The 19,652-nt window shown below is 68.0% G+C and carries 19 protein-coding genes; 8 read left to right on the forward strand and 11 right to left on the reverse strand.

Going from position 1 to position 19,652, the window contains the following annotated elements:
* Positions 1-124: 124 nt before the first annotated feature.
* A complete protein-coding gene (locus PL79_RS08545) occupies positions 125-1,195 on the reverse strand; it encodes an NAD(P)H-dependent flavin oxidoreductase (protein ID WP_044847920.1) in 1,071 nt (356 codons plus the stop codon).
* Positions 1,196-1,624: 429 nt separating this feature from the next.
* Here PL79_RS08545 and adiC point away from each other — a divergent pair, with 429 nt between their 5' ends.
* On the forward strand, positions 1,625-3,157 hold the full coding sequence (gene adiC, locus PL79_RS08550) for an arginine/agmatine antiporter (protein ID WP_044847919.1): 1,533 nt from the start codon (positions 1,625-1,627) through the stop codon (positions 3,155-3,157).
* A gap of 3 nt (positions 3,158-3,160) precedes the next feature.
* Positions 3,161-5,509, forward strand: a complete 2,349-nt coding sequence (locus PL79_RS08555; protein WP_044847918.1) for an Orn/Lys/Arg decarboxylase N-terminal domain-containing protein — start codon at positions 3,161-3,163, stop codon at positions 5,507-5,509.
* 67 nt (positions 5,510-5,576) lie between these two features.
* Here PL79_RS08555 and PL79_RS08560 read toward each other — a convergent pair whose 3' ends face one another.
* Both PL79_RS08560 and ftrA read right to left on the reverse strand, forming a co-directional pair.
* Positions 5,577-6,320: a hypothetical protein gene (locus PL79_RS08560; protein ID WP_044847917.1), complete on the reverse strand. Its 744-nt coding sequence runs from the start codon at positions 6,318-6,320 to the stop codon at positions 5,577-5,579.
* A 149-nt stretch (positions 6,321-6,469) separates the two neighbouring features.
* On the reverse strand, positions 6,470-7,444 hold the full coding sequence (ftrA, locus tag PL79_RS08565; protein ID WP_044847916.1) for a transcriptional regulator FtrA: 975 nt from the start codon (positions 7,442-7,444) through the stop codon (positions 6,470-6,472).
* A 111-nt stretch (positions 7,445-7,555) separates the two neighbouring features.
* Between ftrA and PL79_RS08570 the strand changes: the two genes are divergently transcribed.
* The gene (locus tag PL79_RS08570) at positions 7,556-7,975 is read left to right on the forward strand and encodes a rhodanese-like domain-containing protein (protein ID WP_044847915.1); all 420 of its coding nucleotides are present in this window, start codon (positions 7,556-7,558) and stop codon (positions 7,973-7,975) included.
* 90 nt (positions 7,976-8,065) lie between these two features.
* Positions 8,066-8,392, forward strand: a complete 327-nt coding sequence (locus PL79_RS08575) for a superinfection immunity protein (protein ID WP_044847914.1) — start codon at positions 8,066-8,068, stop codon at positions 8,390-8,392.
* Between the two features lie 18 nt (positions 8,393-8,410).
* Here PL79_RS08575 and PL79_RS08580 read toward each other — a convergent pair whose 3' ends face one another.
* From PL79_RS08580 to PL79_RS08605, 6 genes are all read right to left on the reverse strand, one after another.
* Positions 8,411-9,577 (reverse strand): cytochrome P450, encoded by a 1,167-nt coding sequence (locus PL79_RS08580; RefSeq protein ID WP_044847913.1) that lies wholly within the window; start codon positions 9,575-9,577, stop codon positions 8,411-8,413.
* Between the two features lie 161 nt (positions 9,578-9,738).
* On the reverse strand, positions 9,739-10,005 hold the full coding sequence (locus tag PL79_RS08585) for a YodC family protein (RefSeq protein ID WP_044847912.1): 267 nt from the start codon (positions 10,003-10,005) through the stop codon (positions 9,739-9,741).
* Between the two features lie 334 nt (positions 10,006-10,339).
* Positions 10,340-11,200 carry an isocitrate lyase/PEP mutase family protein gene (locus PL79_RS08590; RefSeq protein WP_044847911.1) on the reverse strand — a complete coding sequence of 287 codons (861 nt, stop codon included), beginning with the start codon at positions 11,198-11,200 and terminating at the stop codon, positions 10,340-10,342.
* Between the two features lie 130 nt (positions 11,201-11,330).
* The gene (locus tag PL79_RS08595) at positions 11,331-11,756 is read right to left on the reverse strand and encodes a GNAT family N-acetyltransferase (protein ID WP_044847910.1); all 426 of its coding nucleotides are present in this window, start codon (positions 11,754-11,756) and stop codon (positions 11,331-11,333) included.
* Between the two features lie 59 nt (positions 11,757-11,815).
* Entirely contained in the window at positions 11,816-12,676 is an 861-nt protein-coding gene (locus tag PL79_RS08600; protein ID WP_044847909.1) for a MurR/RpiR family transcriptional regulator, read from the reverse strand.
* A gap of 71 nt (positions 12,677-12,747) precedes the next feature.
* Positions 12,748-13,101 (reverse strand): YgiW/YdeI family stress tolerance OB fold protein, encoded by a 354-nt coding sequence (locus PL79_RS08605; RefSeq protein WP_044847908.1) that lies wholly within the window; start codon positions 13,099-13,101, stop codon positions 12,748-12,750.
* Between the two features lie 226 nt (positions 13,102-13,327).
* Here PL79_RS08605 and PL79_RS08610 point away from each other — a divergent pair, with 226 nt between their 5' ends.
* The 3 genes from PL79_RS08610 to PL79_RS08625 all read left to right on the forward strand — a co-directional run bounded on the left by PL79_RS08610 (position 13,328) and on the right by PL79_RS08625 (position 16,423).
* Positions 13,328-13,990 (forward strand): response regulator, encoded by a 663-nt coding sequence (locus tag PL79_RS08610; RefSeq protein WP_044847907.1) that lies wholly within the window; start codon positions 13,328-13,330, stop codon positions 13,988-13,990.
* The gene (locus PL79_RS08615; protein WP_044847906.1) at positions 13,987-15,363 is read left to right on the forward strand and encodes an ATP-binding protein; all 1,377 of its coding nucleotides are present in this window, start codon (positions 13,987-13,989) and stop codon (positions 15,361-15,363) included. Before PL79_RS08610 ends, PL79_RS08615 begins: the two co-directional genes overlap by 4 nt.
* An 859-nt stretch (positions 15,364-16,222) precedes the next feature.
* Complete coding sequence (locus tag PL79_RS08625; protein ID WP_044847905.1) at positions 16,223-16,423, forward strand: DUF805 domain-containing protein; 201 nt, start codon at positions 16,223-16,225, stop codon at positions 16,421-16,423.
* Between the two features lie 520 nt (positions 16,424-16,943).
* On the opposite strand, the gene blaPEN-bcc is transcribed toward PL79_RS08625, so the two are convergent.
* On the reverse strand, positions 16,944-17,837 hold the full coding sequence (blaPEN-bcc, locus tag PL79_RS08635; protein WP_044847904.1) for a PEN family class A beta-lactamase, Bcc-type: 894 nt from the start codon (positions 17,835-17,837) through the stop codon (positions 16,944-16,946).
* A gap of 116 nt (positions 17,838-17,953) precedes the next feature.
* Here blaPEN-bcc and penR point away from each other — a divergent pair, with 116 nt between their 5' ends.
* Entirely contained in the window at positions 17,954-18,844 is an 891-nt protein-coding gene (gene penR / locus PL79_RS08640; protein ID WP_044847903.1) for a beta-lactamase transcriptional regulator PenR, read from the forward strand.
* 494 nt (positions 18,845-19,338) lie between these two features.
* On the opposite strand, the gene PL79_RS08645 is transcribed toward penR, so the two are convergent.
* Complete coding sequence (locus PL79_RS08645; RefSeq protein WP_044847902.1) at positions 19,339-19,593, reverse strand: hypothetical protein; 255 nt, start codon at positions 19,591-19,593, stop codon at positions 19,339-19,341.
* Positions 19,594-19,652: the final 59 nt, after the last annotated feature.

Below are 19,652 nucleotides of genomic sequence, written 5' to 3' on the forward strand. Positions count from 1 at the left end.
ATGGGGTGCCTGGATAGGGCTGACGAAAAACCGGATGATACGCCGATGGCCCCGCCCCGGGGCGCTTTCCGTGCCGTATTCAGGGACCGTTCGGCCCGTTTCCCGCAGCGCGTCGCGCCCCCGCTCAAACGGCCTGCGGGAATGCGTCGCGCAACCCCGCCGCGCACGCGATCGCGTCGTCCCACAGCCGCCGGGTCAGCGCCCCGGCATCCTCTTCCCGCGCGAGCGCCGCGGCCTCGCCCGACCACAGCAGCGAGAAATCGTCGCGCCCTTGCCGCTCGAACGCGCCGCGCAGCGGATCGACTGCCGCCGTCGCGAGCGGGAACGCGGGCGCCAGCGCGCTCATCGGCCCCTGCTCGCGCATGAAGCGCGTCAGCAGGCCGCGTCCGGGGCGGCCCGTGTAGAGGTTGGTCACGCGCGTACCGTCGTCGCGCGCGGCCCGCAGCGCCGCGCGATGCTGCGCCGAGCGGCCGGCCTGCGGCGTCAGCAGGTAGCCGGTGCCGATCTGCACCGCGCGTGCGCCGAGCGCGAACGCGGCCGCGATGCCGCGGCCATCGGCGATCGCGCCGGCGGCGATCACCGGCGCGCGCACCGCGTCGACGATCTGCGGCAGCAGCGCGAACAGGCCCGGCTGCGCGTGGATGTCGTCGGTCAGGAACATCCCGCGATGCCCGCCCGCCTCGGCGCCCTGCGCGACGATCGCATCGACGCCGCGCGCATCGAGCCAGCGCGCTTCCTCGACGGTCGTCGCGGACGAGACGACCAACGCGCCCGTGCGCCGCACCCGTTCGAGCAGCGCTTCATCCGGCAAACCGAAATGGAAGCTCACGACGGCCGGGCGCAATTCCTCGACGACCGCGCACATCGCGTCGTCGAACGGCGCGCGGCCAGGGCCGCCCTTCACGTCGGCCGGATCGAGCCCGGCTTCCGCGTAGTAGCCGGCCAGCGCCGCGCGCCAGCGCGCGTCGACCTCGGCATCGGGCGCGGGCGGCGCATGACAGAAGAAGTTGACGTTGAACGGCGCCGGCGTGCGTGCGTGGATCGCCGCGATCTCGTCGCGCAACTGCTGCGGGCCGAGCGCCGCGCATGCGAGCGAGCCGAGCCCGCCCGCCTCGCAGACCGCAATCGTCAGCGGGCTCAGGGAACCGACCATCGGAGCCTGGATCAGCGGCAGGCGGGAAGGCAGCATCGTCATCGGAATCTCCGTTCGGTAGAAGTATTCAATGGCGCGGGCGAGCGCATTTCGAGCGCTCGATAATAACCGACTGATTCAATCAGGGTTTGCCGACTCATTCAGCCCATGAATTTAATTAACCGGTTCGGCAAAAAACGGATTATCCGCTCAACCTGCCCCGCATCTCGCCTTCGCCCCAGAACCACCGGCCGGACGGGCCAGACAGGCCACCCGCCCCGGTGCGGCCACCTTCATCCGCACCAAAGCGTTTCACCCTTTTCAATGATCGACATCAATATTCAAGATATTAAATGGCCTCGCTTACCCTTATTGAACTTCATTAGGAGATAAGATGCTGTCGTTCAATAAAACGACGATCCATTCCGGAATCGTCGACCGGCGCCGGGCCGCGCCACCTCAACCGCATCACGACCATTCAAGGAGCCTCGCATGTCCGATGCCAGCTCGTCCTCCTCCCGTTCCGCCGCCGCGCCAGCCGCGACCGCCGCGCCGAAAATCGGCGTCATCCCCGCCACGCTGATGGTCGCGGGCAACATGATGGGCTCCGGCGTCTTCATGCTGCCCGCGAACCTCGCCGCCACCGGCGGCATCGCGATCTTCGGCTGGCTGATCACCGTGGTCGGCGCCGTGTCGCTCGCGCTGGTGTTCGCGAAGCTCGCGGCGATCGACCCGGCCGCCGGCGGCCCGTATGCGTATGCGCGCAAGGCCTTCGGCCCGTACATCGGCTACCAGACCAACCTGATCTACTGGCTCGCGAACGTGCTCGGCAACGTCGGCCTCGCGGTCGCCGGCCTCGGCTATCTCACGCACTTCTTCCCGGTCCTGCACGACCCGCTCGTGTTCGCGCTCGCGCAGATCTTCGTGATCTGGCTGTTCACCTACGCGAACATCCTCGGGCCGAACGTGGTCGGCCGCGTGCAGTCGGTCACGACGATCTTCGCGCTCGTGCCGATCCTCGGGATGGCCGTGTTCGGCTGGTTCTGGTTCAGCAAGGACGTGTACTTCGCCGGCTGGAACGTGTCGGGCGCGAGCAGCTTCAGCGCGATCGGCGCGACGCTGAACTTCACGCTGTGGGCGTTCATCGGCGTCGAGAGCGCGTCGGTGTCGGCCGGCGTCGTCGAGAACCCGTCGCGCAACGTGCCGATCGCGACCGTCGGCGGCGTCGTGCTCGCGGCCGTGTGCTACGTGCTCAGCTCGACCGTGATCATGGGGATGATCCCGAACAAGGCGCTGCTCGCGTCGAGCGCGCCGTTCGCGGATGCCGCGCGCCTCGCGCTCGGCGACACCGCCGCGAACGCGGTCGCGATCTGCGCGGCGCTCGGCTGCCTCGGCTCGCTCGCGGGCTGGACGCTGCTGGTCGGCCAGACCGCGAAGGCCGCGGCCGACGACGGCCTGTTCGCCGGCGTGTTCGCCCGCGTCAACTCGAAGAACGTGCCGTCGGCCGGCCTCGCGATCGTCGCGGTCATCATGTCGGTGCAGGTGCTCGCGACGATGTCGCCGAGCGCGAGCGAGCAGTTCGGCAAGATCGCGTCGATCGCCGTGATCATGACACTGCTGCCGTACATCTACTCGTGCATCGCGATCAAGGTGCTCGGCTACGGCAAGATGCCGTCGCACCAGTTCACCTTCTACACGATCGTCGGCCTGATCGGCGCCGTCTACGCGCTGTGGGCGATGGTCGGCTCCGACGGCCAGCAGACGCGCTGGTCGCTGATCTTCGTGATCGCGACGATCGTGTTCTACGAGCTGTCGATCAACCGCCAGCGCGAAATCGAGGAAACCCATGTCCATCCGGGCGGCCGCTCGCCGCGCTGGGTGCGCTACCTCGCGCTCGGCGTGACCATCGTCGCGCTCGTCGCGGCCTTCTGGATCTCCGTCGGCCAACACGAGGCCGCCCGCCTTCACGCACGCTCGCCGGCCGCCGCAGCAGGCATCCCGGCAACTCAACAAACGGGGGAATGACCCATGACCGCTTCCTTGACCCAACCGGCGTTCCGCCGCCTCGGCATGAAGGCGCTGCTCGTGCAGCACGACATCGACGAACGCACGGCCACCGGACGCGCGGCCACCGCGCTCGTCGAAGAATTGCGCACGCGGCTCGTCGACGTCGTGATCGCGACCTCAGCCGAAGACGCACGCGCGGTGGTCGACGCCGATCCCGCGATCCAGTGCCTGCTGCTCAACTGGGAGCTCGGCAACGATCCCGCTCATGCGCCCGCGCAGGCCGTGCTCGACGCGATGCGCGCGCGCAATGCGACGGTGCCGGTGTTCCTGCTCGCGAGCCGCGCGAGCGCGGCGGCGATTCCCGTCGACGCGATGCGCAAGGCCGACGACTTCATCTGGATGCTGGAGGACACGACCGCATTCATCGGCGGGCGGATCGTCGCCGCGATCGAACGCTACCGCGAAACCGTGCTGCCGCCGATGTTCCGCGCGCTCGCGCAGTTCTCGCGCGTGTACGAATACTCGTGGCACACGCCGGGCCACACGGGCGGCACCGCGTTCCTGAAATCGCCGGTCGGCCGCGCGTACTTCGAATTCTTCGGCGAAGCGCTGTTCCGCTCGGACCTGTCGATCTCGGTCGGCGAACTCGGCTCGCTGCTCGACCACTCGGGCCCGATCGGCGAAAGCGAACGCTACGCGGCGCGCGTGTTCGGTGCGCACCGCACGTATCACGTGACGAACGGCTCGTCGATGTCGAACCGCGTGATCCTGATGGCGAGCGTCACGCGCAACCAGGTCGCGCTGTGCGATCGCAACTGCCACAAGTCGGCCGAGCATGCGATGACGATGTCGGGCGCGATTCCGACCTACCTGATACCGTCGCGCAACCATTACGGGATCATCGGGCCGATCATGCCGGAACGGCTCACGGCCGCCGCCGTGCGTCTCGCGATCGACGCGAACCCGCTCGTGCGCGGCCGCGACGGCATCGACCCGGCGCCCGTGCATGCGCTGATCACGAACTCGACGTACGACGGCCTCTGCTACAACGTCACGCGCATCGAGGAACTGCTCGGCCAGAGCGTCGACCGGTTGCATTTCGACGAGGCATGGTACGGCTACGCGCGCTTCAACCCGATCTACCGCGATCGCCACGCGATGCACGGCGATCCGTCGCAGCACGACGCGAGCAAGCCGACCGTGTTCGCGACACAGTCGACGCACAAGCTGCTCGCCGCGCTGTCGCAGGCGTCGTTCATCCATGTCCGCAACGGCCGCAACCCGATCGAGCACGCGCGCTTCAACGAGGCGTACATGATGCATGCATCGACGTCGCCGAACTACGCGATCATCGCGTCGAACGACGTGAGCGCCGCGATGATGGACGGCCCCGGCGGCGAGGCGCTGACCACCGACGCGATCCGCGAGGCCGTGTCGTTCCGCCGGATGCTCGCGCGGCTGCATGCGGAATGCGAGGAGAACAACGACTGGTTCTTCAACGGCTGGCAGCCGGACACCGTGGTCGATCGCAAGACGGGCTGGCGCGTGCGCTTCCATGAAGCGGACGAAACGCTGCTCGCCACCGATCCGTCATGCTGGGTGCTGCATCCGGGCGACACATGGCACGGCTTCGGCGAGATCGAGGACGATTACTGCATGCTCGATCCGATCAAGGTGTCGATCGTCACGCCGGGCGTCGCGCCGCATGGCGGGCTGATGCCGGTCGGCATTCCGGCGTCGGTCGTCACCGCGTACCTGGACCGGCACGGGATCGTCGTCGAGAAGACGACCGACTTCACGATCCTGTTCCTGTTCTCGCTCGGCGTGACGAAGGGCAAGTGGGGCACGCTCGTCAACACGCTGCTCGACTTCAAGCGCGACTACGACGCGAACGCGCCGCTCGAACAGGCGCTGCCGGAGCTGGTCGCGCGCTATCCGGACCGCTACGGCACGCTCGGCCTGCGCGATCTGTGCGACCTGATGTTCAGCGCGATGAGCGACCTGAAGACGACCGAGATGATGTCGCGCGGCTTCTCGACGCTGCCGCAGCCCGACTTCAGCCCGGCCGAGGCGTACGAGCATCTCGTGCACAACGACATCGAGATGCTGGAACTCGCCGAGATGGCGGGCCGCACCGTCGCGACGGGCGTGGTGCCCTATCCGCCCGGCATTCCGCTGCTGATGCCCGGCGAGAACGCGGGGCCGGCCGACGGCCCGCTGCTCGGCTACCTGAAGGCGCTCGAGCAGTACGACCTGCGCTTCCCCGGCTTCACGCACGACACGCATGGCGTCGAAGTCGAGGACGGCGTGTACCGGATCGCGTGCATCAAGCAAACCGCGCGCGATACCGGCAATACCAACACGCGCTGAGCATGCGCGCCGCGACGCCGCGCCGGCAGGATGCGGCACGCGTCGCGACGCGCGATGAACCGGCCGGTCATGCCGGCAACTGATTAACCCACGCGGCAAGCTGCGCTTCGCCTTCTTCGTCGAGCTTGCCCTTCAGTTCCCCGTACCACGGCGCGATCGCGTCGGCCGGCTGCGTGGCCTTCAGGATCTCGAGACTGTTCTCGAGGAACGACGAAAAGAACGGAATGCCGCGCATGTAGAGGAAGGTCGAATCGGTGATCCGCACGTGGCCGTACACGTCGCGCACCCACGCGAGATGCGGCAGCGCCTCGCGCAGGTGGCCGCCTTGCATCAGCGCCGAAATGAAGTTCACGCGCGCCGCGACGTCGGACTGCTCGTGCGTGTCGTGATTGACCTCGGCGGCCTTCTGCATCCACGCTTCGCCGCGCTCCACTTCGTCGCACATCACCGACGTCGTCGCGAGCTGCACCGCGTTGTGCGCGCTCGGCTCATGGTCGAACAGCGCGAGCCAGTACGGAAACGCTTCCGGGTAACGCTTCATCGCCGAGTATGAAAGCGCGCAGAGGCGCGCCGCATCGGCCAGCCGCTCCGCGTGCGGCGCGGCGGCCGCGATCGCGGCCTCGTGCCGGCCGGCCTGGAATGCCCTCAGCGCGGGCGCGAGTTCCGGCGCGATGTCGGGGCCGCCTTGTTCGTTCGTATCGTCGGATCCTTCCGTTGCTTCCGACGCTCCGCCTGCGTCGTGCGCGGAACGCGCAGGCGCTGCCGCTTCGTCACGCGTTTTCTTTCCGAACAGCTTGCCCAGCAGGCCCATGATGATTGTCCTTGTCGTTGTCGTTGCGAGCGGGAATGGCGGCGCCGCATCTACGGTCGCCGCACGGCGATCGCCATCTTACGCGTGCTCGAAGTCGACAAGAAGCAAACGACGGACTGATTCCGCCGCTGCGCGGAAAGACGCACCACTCACGCGTCCGTGGACCTCACACCGCGATCCATCCCGCGCCGGTACGCAGCCGGGCTCGTCGCCGCGACGCGCCGGAAATGCCGGCGCAACGACTCCTCGGAACCGAACCCCGCGCGCGCGGCAATCTGCGCGAGCGACAGCCCGGGATGCGCTTCGAGCATGTCCTTCGCGACGTTCACGCGCTCGCGGATCAGCCATGCGAGCGGCGACATCCCCGTTGCATCCGCGAACTGCCGCTGCAGCGTGCGCGTGCTCATCGCGGCCTGCGCGGCCAGCGACGCGAGCGTGTGCGGTTCGGCCGCGTGCGCGCGCATCCAGTCGATCAGCTTAGCGAGCCGGTCGCTGCCGCCCGGCGCGACCGGGCGCGGCACGAACTGCGCCTGGCCGCCGTCGCGATGCGGCGGCAGCACGAGGCGCTGCGCGACGCGGTTCGCGATCGCGCCGCCGTGATCGCGGCGCACGAGATGCAGCAGCATGTCGAGCCCCGCCGCCGAGCCGGCCGACGTGACGATCTGCCCTTCGTCGACATACAGCGCATCGGGATTCACGCGCAGCGCCGGATAGCGCGCCTGCAGGCGCTCGGCGTAGCGCCAGTGCGTGGTCACGGTGAGCCCGTCGAGCACGCCGGCCGCCGCGAGCACGAACACGCCCGAGCAGATCGAACAGAGCCGCGCGCCGCGACGATGCGCGGCACGCAGCTTCTTCAGCAGCGGCTCCGGCGGCAGCTCGTCCGGATCGCGCCAGCCGGGAATCACGATGGTGTCCGCGCGATCGAGCATCGCGAGCCGGTACGGCGCGGCGACCGTGATGCCGCCCGCCGCGCGCACGGGCCCGGGCTCGCTCGCGCAGACCGCGAAGCGATACCAGTCGACGCCGAGTTCCGGGCGTTCGAGCGCGAACAGTTCGACCACGCAGCCGAACTCGAAGGTGCAGAGGCGATCGTAGGCGAGCGCGACGACGAGATGATTGTGCATGGCGCGATGTTACCGGAACTTGTCGATCGCGCCACTGCCGCGACGGCCGCCGAACCGCGATACTGCCCTTCATTCCGGCGCATTCCGCGCCGTCCTTCAGGAGCGCCTTTCATGTCATACGTCACCGACGTCACCGCCGCCGACAGCGCCACCGCCCTCGCGCACTTCGAAGCATCGCTGCGTTTCGAGACCGATTGCTGGGACGTCCACGATGCACTTGCGTCCGGCACGCCGGATTTCGTGCTGCTCGACGTCCGGGGTCCGGAGCAGTTCGCCGCCGGCCACGTGCCCGGCGCGCACAACCTGCCGCACCGCAAGATCGTCGCCGGCAAGCTCGCCGACCATCCGGCCAACACACTGTTCGTCGTCTACTGCGCGGGCCCGCACTGCAACGGCGCCGCGCGCGCGGCGATCCGGCTCGCGCGCCTCGGCCGCCCGGTGAAGCTGATGATCGGCGGCGTCACGGGCTGGCTCGACGAAGGTTTCGCGTTGAGCAACGAAGTGCAGCCGGAGGGCGTCGCCATGCGCTGATCGTTATTGAAAACGCAACAATCAATTGCCGGCACACGAACGGAAAAAGCGCGACAATCAGCCTCATTGCAGTTCGGACGGAGCAGCAACATGGAACACACAGTCCTGATTCAGGTGGCCGGTTCGGTCGCAGCGATCGCGCTCTATTTTCTTCCGGCCATCGTCGCCGATCGGCGCAGCCGGCACGACAAGCTGACGATCGCGATGTTCAACGCGCTGTTCGCGTGGACGGGCATCGGCTGGCTGATGACGCTGTACTGGGCATGCCAGCCGAACCCGCAGACCGACGTCGCGCAAACCATCCTCGCGAAGCGCCGCGGCATCAGCATGCGGACCTTCTCTACCGGTCTCGTCGAACGCGTGCAACGCCGCGTCGCCGCCCAGCAACAATGGGCCGAGAAGCAAGGTTGCCGCTAGGCAGTCCAGCCGTTCCGCTTACCTCGTCGCGCCGAACTTCGGCATCCTGACATTGGTCGAGGCCCGGTAGTCCCACACCAGCCTGTCGCGCGGCGCGTCACCGCCCGCGCGCAACCACGCCCCGAACGCCCCCGCCGTGACCGCCCGCGCGATCCGCTCGCCCGGACAGCCGTGCGGCCCCGTGCCGAACCCGAAGTTCGGCCCCGGCGCGCGGCCCGGCAGCAATCGGTGCGGCTCGCGATGCACGGCCGGATCGCGGTTCGCCGCCGCGAGCACGACCAGGATGGCCGCACCGGCATCGACGGTCACGCCGTCGATCGTCGTGCGCGACGCGACGAAGCGGCGCGTGTTCTGCACCGGCGCATCGAATCGGCCGACCTCGGCGACGAATGCGTCGAGGGCGGCCGTATCCGGCATCGCGCGTTCGCCGTCCGTGCCATCCCATGCGACCAGCACGTTGCCGAGCCACGCGGCCGTCGCCTCGCACGTCTGCGACAGCAACCCGACCAGATTCGCGACCAGCGCGCCGCTCGCGTGCCAGCCCGCGGCGCCGGCCGCCTGCTGAACCGCGGCGACGAGTGAACCGTCCTGCGCATGCGTGCGCGCGACGCGTTCCGTCATGCGGTCGAGCAGTTGCCGCGCGGCTTCGCTCGCGCGGGCCAGCGCGGCGTCGTCCGACAGCGGCGACAGCGCGGCGACGAAGTCGACGACCAGCGCGGCGATATCGTCGAGTTGCGCGCTGTCGAAGCCGAGCAGATCGGCGACCGCGCAGACAGGCACCGTCAGGCACCACGCGTTCAATGCATCGGCGTCATACGGCGCGCGCAGCCGGCTGCCGGCGAGTTGGGCGGCCCGTTCGCGCAACGCGTTCGCATCGATCGGCGCGAACGCCGCGTGCAGCGCCTGCTTCGGCACGTCGTGCCGCAATGCGCCGTCGTTCATGCGCACCAGTTCGCCGAACAGCGCACCCGCCGTCGACCCGCGCAACGCGGGCGGTACCGGCGCATCGAGCGGCCTGACGCGGCACGCCGGGTGGCCGAGCACGGCCGTCACGCTCGCTGCCCGGCTCGCGACCCACAGGCCGAGCGAGGCGTCGAACGCAAGCGGCGGCCCGTCGACGAGCGTCGCGTAATACGGGTAGGGATCGCGGTGCGTGACCGCGGCAATCGGATGGGTCGGGTTCATGCGTGGAGTATCGGCGCGCCGGGCCGCCGCATGTTTCGGGTTGACGTGAAATGTCGTGGATGTCGCGGCGGTGCCGCCGTGGCAGGCTGCTGCGACGCAGCAGCACACGGGCGGCACGCGGCGCCGCGCCGTAACGGACTCGGGGATCCGGGGATGCGGCGTCAGGCTGCCGACCGGTAGCGGTGCCCCTGCATGCGCACGCGGACACGCCCGGCGGAAATCGCGCGCGGTTCGGGCACCACCGTTTCGTGATGAAACATTTCCTGCCGGAAGTGGCCGCTGTCGTCGAACCACTGGCAGATCAGCCAGTCGGCATCGTCGAACACGACCGGCCCCGCGTACGTGACGGTCATGCGCGGCCCGCCGGTTTTCAGCGTCACGACATCGCCGACGCGAACGCCACTGCGGTGATTTTCTCGGATTGTCATCGCTCTCTCGATTTTTTATATATTCATTTTCCGGCGGCCCGCTGGCAGGTCATTCGGATATGCGGGAGATTACCAATCCGATAAATAACCGGCAACTCCCGAATACGAAAAAAACAGCGACCGGAAAATCGCAACAATATGCGGCACCGGTTCGCGTGGCGGGCGGCTGACGCCAGAACCGGCGCGGCTTGCGTGCCGGTTCCGGTCGCACCGCCGGAATACGGAGAATAATCGATGGTTTTCGCGCCGTCATCGAACTTCAAATCGGCAGCGGTTTCGATTGATTACCGTCAATCAGCTTTCGGTTGGAAACGTTCCCACGTTTCACCGGCCCTTATTGTTCGAACTGAACGGGCGAATTGTCCGGCGCGGAAAACCAGCGATTGAGGTCGCGCCCCGGCACCGCCGCCTGCGTGAACGTGAACGTGCCGTCGCGCGCCATTTCCGTCGCGGCGCGCAGGAACGCGCCGAATGCGGCCCGCGCCAGCGCGCCGCCGACGCTGACGCGCTTCACGCCGAGCGCCGCGAGCGCCTCGAGGCTCAGCAACCCGCCCTGCAGCCCCATCACGACGTTGACCGGCGCGCCGACCGCGCGCGTGAGCGCCGCGATGTCGTCGGGATCGGTCACGCCCGGTGCGTACAGCACGTCAGCGCCCGCGTCACGGTACGCGACCAGCCGCGCGATCGTGTCGGCCAGGTCGTGGCGGCCGTGCAGGTAGTTTTCGCAACGCGCGGTCAGCGTGAACGGAAACGGCAGCGCGCGCGCCGCGTCGACCGCCGCCGCGATGCGCTCGACCGCCGCGTCGTACGGATAGATCGGTGCATCGGCGCGGCCGGTCGCATCCTCGATCGAGCCGCCCACCGCGCCGGCGCCGGCCGCCAGGCGGATCGTCTCGGCGACCGTGTCGGGCGCGTCGCCGAAGCCGTTCTCGAGATCGGCGCTGACCGGCAAGCCGCCCGCCGCGACGATCTCGGCGATGTGGGCGAGCATTTCGTCACGGCCGATCGCGTTGTCGGGCCGCCCTCTCGAAAACGCGAAACCGGCGCTCGTGGTGGCGAGCGATTCGAAGCCGGCCATCGCGAGCAGCCGGGCGGACCCGGCATCCCACGGGTTCGGGATGATGAAGGCGCCGGGGCGCGCGTGCAGCGCGCGGAAGGTTTCGGCCTGGCGGAACTGCACGTTGGAATCGGACATTGACGTCTCCTCGGAATGGAGACGCCAGCATACGCGCGCGCGGTACGCGACGGTTCAGGTCGCGATGAAATATCGATGCGGATGTCAGGGCCGCGCGCGCGGCGCGGTGTGCGGCCGGTCAGGCCGCCGCTCAGGAACCGAGTTTCTTCGTCAGGAAAATGCGCGTATGCCCGGTGGGGTAATCCGGCAGCTCGCCGAAACGGACATAACCGCGCTTCTCGTAGAACGGCCGCGCCTGAAAGTCGAACGTATCGAGCCACGCGCTGTGACACCCGCGCGCGACGGCTTCCGCTTCGGCGAGATCCATGATGCGCGAGCCGGCTCCCCGGCCGCGCGCCGCCTCGGGCACGACGAGCAGGTCGACATGCAGCCAGCCGAACGCCGTGCTGCCCCACAAGCCGCCCACGACCGCGCCGTCGGCATCGGTCACGCGCACGGCCAGCGGCCGGAAGTCGGCCGGGCCGGCCCGGCTTTCGTTGAACCGGACGAGTGGCGCCGCGATCTGCTTGCGGACGTTCACGTCGCCGGCGTCGGTCACGTCGTAGGTGAACGTCATCGGTTACGTCGGATCAAGGAGAAAACGGGAGTGGAAGAAAGGCGGAGCCGCGCGTGCGGCTACACGACATACGCGCCCTTCGCATGCAGTTCCGCTTCCGTGCGCTCGAGCGCCGTGATCGCATCGCTGCCTTCGAGCGCCAGCAACTGCGCGACCAGCGCCTCGGCCATCGCATGCGCGGCGACCAGCGACGGAAAGAACGACGGGCTGTCGTGCGTGAAGATCAGCTGCGCGTCCGCATGCAGCGCGATCGGCGACACCGCGCTGTCGGTGATCGCGACGATCCTGCTGCCCTGCGCTTTCGCCGCCTGCGCGACGCGCGTCGCTTCCGCCGAATACGGCGCGAAACTGATGATCACGGTCACGCTCTGCTTCGCGATCGTGCGCAATTCCATCTCGAGCGAGCCGGCGACACCGTTGAGCAACGACACGGTCGGCCGGAACAGCCGGTAGCCGTACACGAAACCGAACGCAACCGGATAGCACGACCGGAACCCCGCGACATGCACGTGCGACGCCTTGCGGATCAGCTTCGCGGCGTCCGCGAGCGCGTGCCCGTTTTGTGCGGCGGTGGCGGCAAGATTGTGCTGCTGTGCGGCGAGCAGGTCGTGCGCGAGCGACGCCTTCGCGTCGGGCCGCACGAGCGAACGCGCCCGCTGCGTGAGCGGCTCGGGACGCGTGCGCACGCGCGCGACGCACAGATCGCGCAGCTCGTTCCAGCCGGGGAAACCGAATTGCTGCGCGAGCCGCACGAGCGATGCGGGTTGAACCTGCGCGCGCTGCGCGACCTTGCGCATCGACGAGGTGGCGACCTCGTCGGGATGATCGAGCAGAAATGCAGCGCCCGCCTGGAATTGCGGGCTCAGTTCGGAAAATTGCGCCCGGATCCGGGACGCGAGTTCATCGAAATTGGCAGCCATCTTGGTGAGAACGGGAACCGGTCGTCCATGGTATCACCGGCCCCGTACGCACCGGTGCACCGGTGCACCGGTCAGCGCAGCACTTCCACGTGATCGGCGTCGACCTTCACCTTGCCCGACCACTTGCGCTCGAACTCGCCGGTCAGCTTCACTTCGTTCTTGTCGCTGACGGGCTGGCCGGCCGCCCACAGCTTGTGGTCGATCTCGACGCGGATCGTGCCCGTCGCATCGGCGAACTCGTAGTCCTCGCCGCCGGCATGCTTGACGATGCGCCCCTGCAACTGCACGTGCTGGTCGTCCTTGCCGTTCGCGAGCAGTTCCTTCACGGTCGTCGTGGTCAGCGCGGACGGCCCCGTGTATTGCGCGTAGACGGCGGCGGGCAGCACGGCAAGCGCGACCGCCAGGATTCTCGTCAGGTGTTTCATGATCTCGTTCCTCCATTTTTTCGAGTGCGCCGCGCTCCGTTGAACGCGACGGCCCCAGATTACGGACCGTAAGATTAAGCAAAGCTGAAGACCGTGCGCCGCGGCATGCCGTCGCAACGTTCCGGTGCGCGAACGCACGCAGGCGCCCGTGTTTAAGCTCGGCCTAAGACACCTGCGCTTATCATGGGAACCCCGGGCGCCCGCGCCCGCCAACAGACACGAATCCATGCGCGTACTGCTCGTCGAGGACGATCCGCTGATCGGCAGCGGGCTCGAACAGGGCCTCAAACAGGAAGGCTTCGCGGTCGACTGGGTCAAGGACGGCGACGCCGCGACGCTCGCGCTGCGCTCGACCGGCTACGGCCTGCTGCTGCTCGACCTCGGGCTGCCGAACCGCGACGGCCTGTCGGTGCTCGCGTCGCTGCGCCGCCGCGACGAAACCCTGCCCGCGATCATCATCACCGCGCGCGACGGCGTGCCGGACCGCATCGCCGGCCTCGACAGCGGTGCCGACGACTACCTCGTCAAGCCGTTCGTGCTCGAGGAACTGCTCGCCCGCATTCGCGCGGTCAACCGCCGCCATGCGGGGCGCGCGCAGACGACGCTCGCGATCGGCCCGCTGCGGCTCGATCCGGTCAAGCACCTGGTCTGGCTCAACGACGAAGAAGTCACGCTGTCGCCGAAGGAGTTCGTGCTGCTGCACGAACTGATGCGCGACCCCGGCGCCGTGATCTCGCGCGAACAGTTCGAGGAACGGCTGTACAGCTGGGGCGAGGAAATCGAGAGCAACGCGGTGCAGGTGCACATCCACAACCTGCGCAAGAAGCTCGGCCACGACATGATCCGCACGGTGCGCGGCGTCGGCTACCGGATCGGTGACGCCGCATGACGAGTCTGCAACACGCGATCGCGCGCTGGCGCAGCGCATCGCTGCGGCGGCGCCTGTTGACGTGGCTGCTGCCGGCCGCGTGCGTGATCGGGCTGGTCGCAAGCGCGGGCACCTACTGGGGCGCGCTGCGCGAACTCGACGATCTCCTCGACGACCAGATGCGCAGCATGTCGAAGCAGATCGTCGTCGGCCCGAACGGCGAACTGTCGTTCAGCAACCATCGCGACGGCAAGCACGAATTCGAGGCCGGTGACCCCGACGCCGTGCTGCTGCAGGTCTGGCGCAACGGCACGCTGGTGTATTCGACCGATCGCAAGTCCGCGCTGCCGCCGCCCGCGCAGACGGGCATCGGCAGCGTCGACGTCGGCGGCCAGCCGTGGCGCACCTACGTGACCGAACGCGGCGGCACGACGATCCGGCTCGCGCAGGCGCGCCACGCGCGCTGGGAAGCGATCGCGGGCATCGCGGTGCACCTGCTGTGGCCGGTGTTCTCGATGCTGCCGGTGCTCGCGATCGGGCTGTGGTTCGGCATCGGCGCGGGGCTGCGGCCGCTGCGCACGATCGCGGCCGGCCTGAAGCGCAGGAATGCGAACAATCTCGAGCCGGTCGACGTCGCGTCGATGCCGAACGAAGTCCGCCCGCTCGCCGAAGCGATCAACGACCTGCTCGCGCGGCTCGACCGTTCGTTCACGCTGCAGCGGCACTTCATCGCCGATGCCGCGCACGAATTGCGCACGCCGATCATGGGGCTGTCGATCCAGTCGCAATTGCTGCGGCGCGCGTCGACGGCCGACGAACGCGAGCAGATCCTCGCGCAGATCCATGCCGGCACGACACGCCTCGGCCACCTCGCAGAACAATTGCTGACGCTCGCGCGCCTCGAACCCGACGCGCAGGCGTCCGCCGCGGCCTCCGCGCCCGTCGATCTCGCCGCGCTGTGCCGCTCGGTGGTCGCCGATCGCACGCGCGTCGCGGATGCGCACCGCATCGACCTCGGCGCGATCGTGTCGTCGCCGGTGATGGCCGCCGGCAACATCGACACGTTGCGCGTGCTGCTGAACAACCTCGTCGACAACGCGATCCGCTACGCAGGCGCAGGCGCGCGCGTCGACGTGTCCGCGCGTCTCGATGGCGCGACGCCCGTGCTCGAAGTCGCCGACGACGGCCCCGGCATTCCGGAAGCCGAGCGCACGGACGTGTGGGAACGCTTCTATCGCGGCGAAGGCGCGCAGGCGGTCACGTCGTCGGGCAGCGGGCTCGGGCTGTCGATCGTCAAGCGGATCGCCGAACAGCATCGCGCAACCGTCGCGCTCGGCACGACGCAAGGCGGGCGTGGGCTGACCGTGACGGTCCGCTTTCCGGCGCCGGCCTGACACACGCCCGACGGGCCGCTTTTCCACAGATTGTGTTGGCAAGCTTGTGGACAACCGGCCGCTAATGGCAGCAAGCCATTGATCCGAAAGGGTTTGGCGCTCGTGCGCAGCGAATGCGCCAACCCGCGCCGAGCAGGCGCTCGCCTCGACGCGACATCGCGTACCGATCCCTTCCCTCCGAGTCGTCGCCGCACTACTTGCAGGGGCGCCCAATGCCACATTTCAAATCGATGGACCCGAACTTCCCGATCCGGCAACAGCTCGGCGTCGACGCGCAACCCGTCGTGCTCCTCAACGTCTTCACGGTGGATCCGGCAGACGAGGCGGTTTGCACGATGTGCCGCGCCGCGCGATCGCCACGCGGACTTCTCCACAGAAAATGTTGGCAAGCTTGTGGATATCCTGCGCACCGCAACGCTAAGCCGTTGATCCGACGGACTTTGGCACGCGTGATGCAGACGCGGCGCGCGCCGGGCCGTCACACGCGCCGGTTCGCCGCACTTCGCATCACGATGCCACGTCGATGCCCCAATGATGTGCGATGCGATCGTCGCAGCACTTACCCACAGATTTTGTTGGCAAGCTTGTGGATATCCTGCGCACGCATCGGCTAACCCATTGATCGGCCAATGATTCATGCGCCACGTCACCGTTGCGGCAGCACGCGGTTCGCCCGCGCGCGCAGACGGACGATCCGGCGCAACAGCGGCACCCTGCCCGCCGCTTGACGCCCGCACCTGCCACGCGTCACGATCACACGAGCCGCACGCGCCACGCATCGCGAGACTTCACGCAGCGGCACCACGATGCCGGCCGTTGCGCCCGCATCGGACAACGACACATCATTCCGAGGAAGACCATGGAACACTTCACCGCAGGGCAGTTGATCGTCTCGCTCGTGCTCGTCGCGATCGTCGTCTATCCGTATGTCCGCATCGTTCGGCGTACCGGGCATTCAGGCTGGTGGATCCTGACGATGTTCGTCCCGGTCCTGAACTTCATCATGTTGTGGGTGTTCGCGTTCGCGCGCTGGCCCTCGGTCGACGATCGGCATGGCTGAACATCGGGCGGGCTTGTCCACAGATTGTGTTGGCAAGCATGTGGATAGCCTGCGCATACCGCGATCAAGCGCTTGATCCGTAAGACTTTGTCCGCGCCGCTTCGAATCGGGCACGCGGCCACGCGATGTGCCGTTCACGCATCGTCGCGCGACGCGACGGACCGCATGTCGCGCGCGCCACGCCGCTTGTCCACAGATTGTGTTGGCAAGCGTGTGGATAGCCTGCGCATACCACGCACAAGCACTTGATCCGAAAGGTTTTGTCCGTGCCGCTTCGAACCGGGCAGGCAAGCCTCACGCACGCCGGCGCCGCGCCCGCTGCGCGAGGAACGCGGCCGCGCGCGGGCTTGTCCACAATTTTTGTTGGCAAGGATGTGGATATCCTGAGCATGCGTGACCTAAGTCGTTGATCGCACAACGTTTCGACATGCCGGTCACGACTGCGGCACCGCGTGCATTCATCGACACATCGCTTCATCGATCCGTGCGTTCATCGATGAACGCGCGCCGCGCCGCCCGCTCACGCGAACATCGCGACCGCGATGCGCGCGGCGGCCGCGATCACGTCGTCCTTCGCCTTCGCATCGGCACGCGCCTGCGTGTAATACACGGCGAGCACGATCGGCGCACGCGACGGCGGCCAGATCACGCCCGCGTCGTTCGTCGTCCCGTAGTCGCCGGTGCCGGTCTTGTCGGCCACCTGCCACCCGGCCGGCACGCCCGCGCGAATCCGCTTGTCGCCGACCTTGTTGCCGCGCAGCCACGCGACGAGCTGCGCACGCTGCGCGGGCGGCAGCGCGTCGCCGAGCATGAGTACGCGCAGGCTCGCGGCCATCGCGGCCGGCGTCGTCGTGTCGCGCGGGTCGCCCGGCAACGCGGTGTTCAGTTCGGTCTCCCAGCGATCGAGCCGGAACGTGTCGTCGCCGATCGAACGTGCAAACGCGGTCACCGCCGACGGCCCGCCGATCAGCTTCATCGCCAGGTTCGCGGCCGAGTTGTCGCTGTACTGGATCGCCGCCTCGCACAACTCGGCGACGGTCATCCCGGTGCCGACATGCTTGCCCGACACCGGCGAGTAGTTCACGAGATCGGACTGCGCAACGTCCACGCGCTGCTGCAGCAGCCCCGGGCGCTCGACGCTCTGCGCGAGCACCGCCGCACCCAGCATTGCCTTGAACGTGCTGCAGAACGGGAAGCGCTCGTCCGCGCGATGCTGCACGCGCCGGCCGCCCGCGGTGTCGATCGCGCACACGCCGAGACGGCCGCCCGCCGCGCGCTCGAGCGCGGCAAACGACGTCGCGGACGAAACGTCCTGCCCGGCAGCCGGCGGCGACGCGCACGCGCTGACGGTCAGGACGAGCGGCGCCGTCGCGGCAGCCAGCAGCAGGGTTCGACGTTGCGATGAGTAGGTCATGGGGTGTCTCTCGTGGTGGAATGGATGCAGAACGGCCGGCCGGCGAGACAGCACTATCGTGACTTTACGGTTGCCTGACAAGCAACGATAATTGAGCGCTGACAAAAGAAATTCTTATGACGAAGCTCCGCCCTCATCTTCCGCTCAATGCGTTGCGCGCGTTCGAATCGTCGGCGCGCCACCTGAACTTCACGCGCGCCGGCCTCGAGCTGAGCGTGACCCAGGCGGCCGTGAGCCAGCAGGTGCGCTCGCTCGAGGAGCGGCTCGGCTGTGCGCTGTTCACCCGGTTGCCGCGCGGCCTCGGGCTCACCGACGAAGGGCGCGCGCTGTTGCCGGTGCTCAGCGACGCATTCAGCCGGATCGAAACCGTGCTCAAGCAGTTCGACGGCGGGCGCTTCCACGAAGTGCTGACGCTCGGCGCGGTCGGCACCTTTGCCATAGGCTGGCTAATGCCACGGCTGAAGCGCTTCGGCGACACGCACCCGTTCGTCGAGCTGCGGCTGCGGACCCACAACAACGTCGTCGACCTCGCGGCCGAGGGTCTCGATTTCGCGATCCGCTTCGGGGAAGGCAACTGGCCGGCGACGCGCAACGAGCGGCTGCTCGACGCCCCGCTCACCGCGCTGTGCGCGCCGGAGATCGCGCGGCGCCTCGCGCGGCCGGCCGATCTCGCGAACGAAACGCTGCTGCGCTCGTACCGCACCGACGAATGGCTCGGCTGGTTCGATGCCGCGCCGCTCGAACCGTGGGCGGTGAACGGGCCCGTGTTCGATTCGTCGCGGCTGATGGTCGAGGCCGCGATGCAGGGCGCCGGCATCGCGCTCGCGCCAGCCTGCATGTTCGCGCGCGAACTGCAGCTCGGCCTGCTCGCGCGGCCGTTCGACATCGACGTGCGCGCGGGCGGCTACTGGCTCACGTCGCTGAAGTCGAAGCCGCTCTCGCCGGCGATGACGCTGTTTCGCGACTGGATCGTCGCGGAGGCGGCCGACACTGCGCCGGTCGAATGATGCGGCCCGGCTTGTCCACAGATTGTGTTGGCAAGGATGTGGATATCCTGGGTACCCGAGGCCTAACCCGTTGATCGCGCACGAATTATCGCGCCGATGCACGCAGCGGGCAGCCCGTGCGCAAAGGCTTCGACGCACCGACCGCCGCGCGCCGGATCGTCAACCATCAGGAAGCAATCACGTCAGACTTATCCACAGATTTTGTTGGCAAGCCTGTGGATATTCCACCAATGTGACGCGTAACATCCTGATACAAAAGGGGATTCAGTAGATCGGGCCAGACAGGTCAATGACGCGTCATCGTGTGCGGCCTCGCGGCGCCGCTTGCGCGGCCGGTCGGGGGCCGGCCGGTTCTCCACAGATTGTGTTGGCAAGCTTGTGGATATCCTGCGCACCGGCCGGCTAACTCATTGAGCGCACGGGATTTTGTGCGCGCCGTGCAGGATTGGGCAGCGCCGGCGCGGGCCACGCGGTCGACGCCGGCTGCCGCTTCGTCAATGCCGGTCGAGCCCGCGGCGCAATTCGCTCGCCTTGTCGCGCAGCGCCTCGTACCCGGAGCGCGCATGTTCGGGCAGGTCGGGATCGCCGATCAGCGCGCCGAGCGTTTCGATCAGGCTGAACAGGATGCCCTTCGCCGCGCCAGCCGCGATGCTCTGCGACTCGATCGACTTGTGCAGGTGGTCGACCGCCGCTTCCAGGTTCTCGAGCTTCTTCTGCTCGCCGTCGTCGGGCCGGTTGTCGGTCGTCATCGTAGGTGCCTCCGCCATCGTTCAAGGGTCATGTCACGATTCTATGCCGCTGCGTGCGG

Origin of the sequence: Burkholderia sp. USMB20 (genome assembly GCF_000949135.2) — a bacterium.
Lineage (GTDB): Bacteria > Pseudomonadota > Gammaproteobacteria > Burkholderiales > Burkholderiaceae > Burkholderia.

Excerpts from the sequence above, each read along its gene's own strand:
- PL79_RS08545 (WP_044847920.1), bottom strand. The coding sequence starts at position 1,195 with ATGACGATGCTGCCTTCCCGCCTGCCGCTGATCCAGGCTCCGATGGTC.
- adiC (WP_044847919.1), top strand. The coding sequence starts at position 1,625 with ATGTCCGATGCCAGCTCGTCCTCCTCCCGTTCCGCCGCCGCGCCAGCC.
- PL79_RS08555 (WP_044847918.1), top strand. The coding sequence starts at position 3,161 with ATGACCGCTTCCTTGACCCAACCGGCGTTCCGCCGCCTCGGCATGAAG.
- PL79_RS08560 (WP_044847917.1), bottom strand. The coding sequence starts at position 6,320 with ATGGGCCTGCTGGGCAAGCTGTTCGGAAAGAAAACGCGTGACGAAGCG.
- ftrA (WP_044847916.1), bottom strand. The coding sequence starts at position 7,444 with ATGCACAATCATCTCGTCGTCGCGCTCGCCTACGATCGCCTCTGCACC.
- PL79_RS08570 (WP_044847915.1), top strand. The coding sequence starts at position 7,556 with ATGTCATACGTCACCGACGTCACCGCCGCCGACAGCGCCACCGCCCTC.
- PL79_RS08575 (WP_044847914.1), top strand. The coding sequence starts at position 8,066 with ATGGAACACACAGTCCTGATTCAGGTGGCCGGTTCGGTCGCAGCGATC.
- PL79_RS08580 (WP_044847913.1), bottom strand. The coding sequence starts at position 9,577 with ATGAACCCGACCCATCCGATTGCCGCGGTCACGCACCGCGATCCCTAC.
- PL79_RS08585 (WP_044847912.1), bottom strand. The coding sequence starts at position 10,005 with ATGACAATCCGAGAAAATCACCGCAGTGGCGTTCGCGTCGGCGATGTC.
- PL79_RS08590 (WP_044847911.1), bottom strand. The coding sequence starts at position 11,200 with ATGTCCGATTCCAACGTGCAGTTCCGCCAGGCCGAAACCTTCCGCGCG.
- PL79_RS08595 (WP_044847910.1), bottom strand. The coding sequence starts at position 11,756 with ATGACGTTCACCTACGACGTGACCGACGCCGGCGACGTGAACGTCCGC.
- PL79_RS08600 (WP_044847909.1), bottom strand. The coding sequence starts at position 12,676 with ATGGCTGCCAATTTCGATGAACTCGCGTCCCGGATCCGGGCGCAATTT.
- PL79_RS08605 (WP_044847908.1), bottom strand. The coding sequence starts at position 13,101 with ATGAAACACCTGACGAGAATCCTGGCGGTCGCGCTTGCCGTGCTGCCC.
- PL79_RS08610 (WP_044847907.1), top strand. The coding sequence starts at position 13,328 with ATGCGCGTACTGCTCGTCGAGGACGATCCGCTGATCGGCAGCGGGCTC.
- PL79_RS08615 (WP_044847906.1), top strand. The coding sequence starts at position 13,987 with ATGACGAGTCTGCAACACGCGATCGCGCGCTGGCGCAGCGCATCGCTG.
- PL79_RS08625 (WP_044847905.1), top strand. The coding sequence starts at position 16,223 with ATGGAACACTTCACCGCAGGGCAGTTGATCGTCTCGCTCGTGCTCGTC.
- blaPEN-bcc (WP_044847904.1), bottom strand. The coding sequence starts at position 17,837 with ATGACCTACTCATCGCAACGTCGAACCCTGCTGCTGGCTGCCGCGACG.
- penR (WP_044847903.1), top strand. The coding sequence starts at position 17,954 with ATGACGAAGCTCCGCCCTCATCTTCCGCTCAATGCGTTGCGCGCGTTC.
- PL79_RS08645 (WP_044847902.1), bottom strand. The coding sequence starts at position 19,593 with ATGACGACCGACAACCGGCCCGACGACGGCGAGCAGAAGAAGCTCGAG.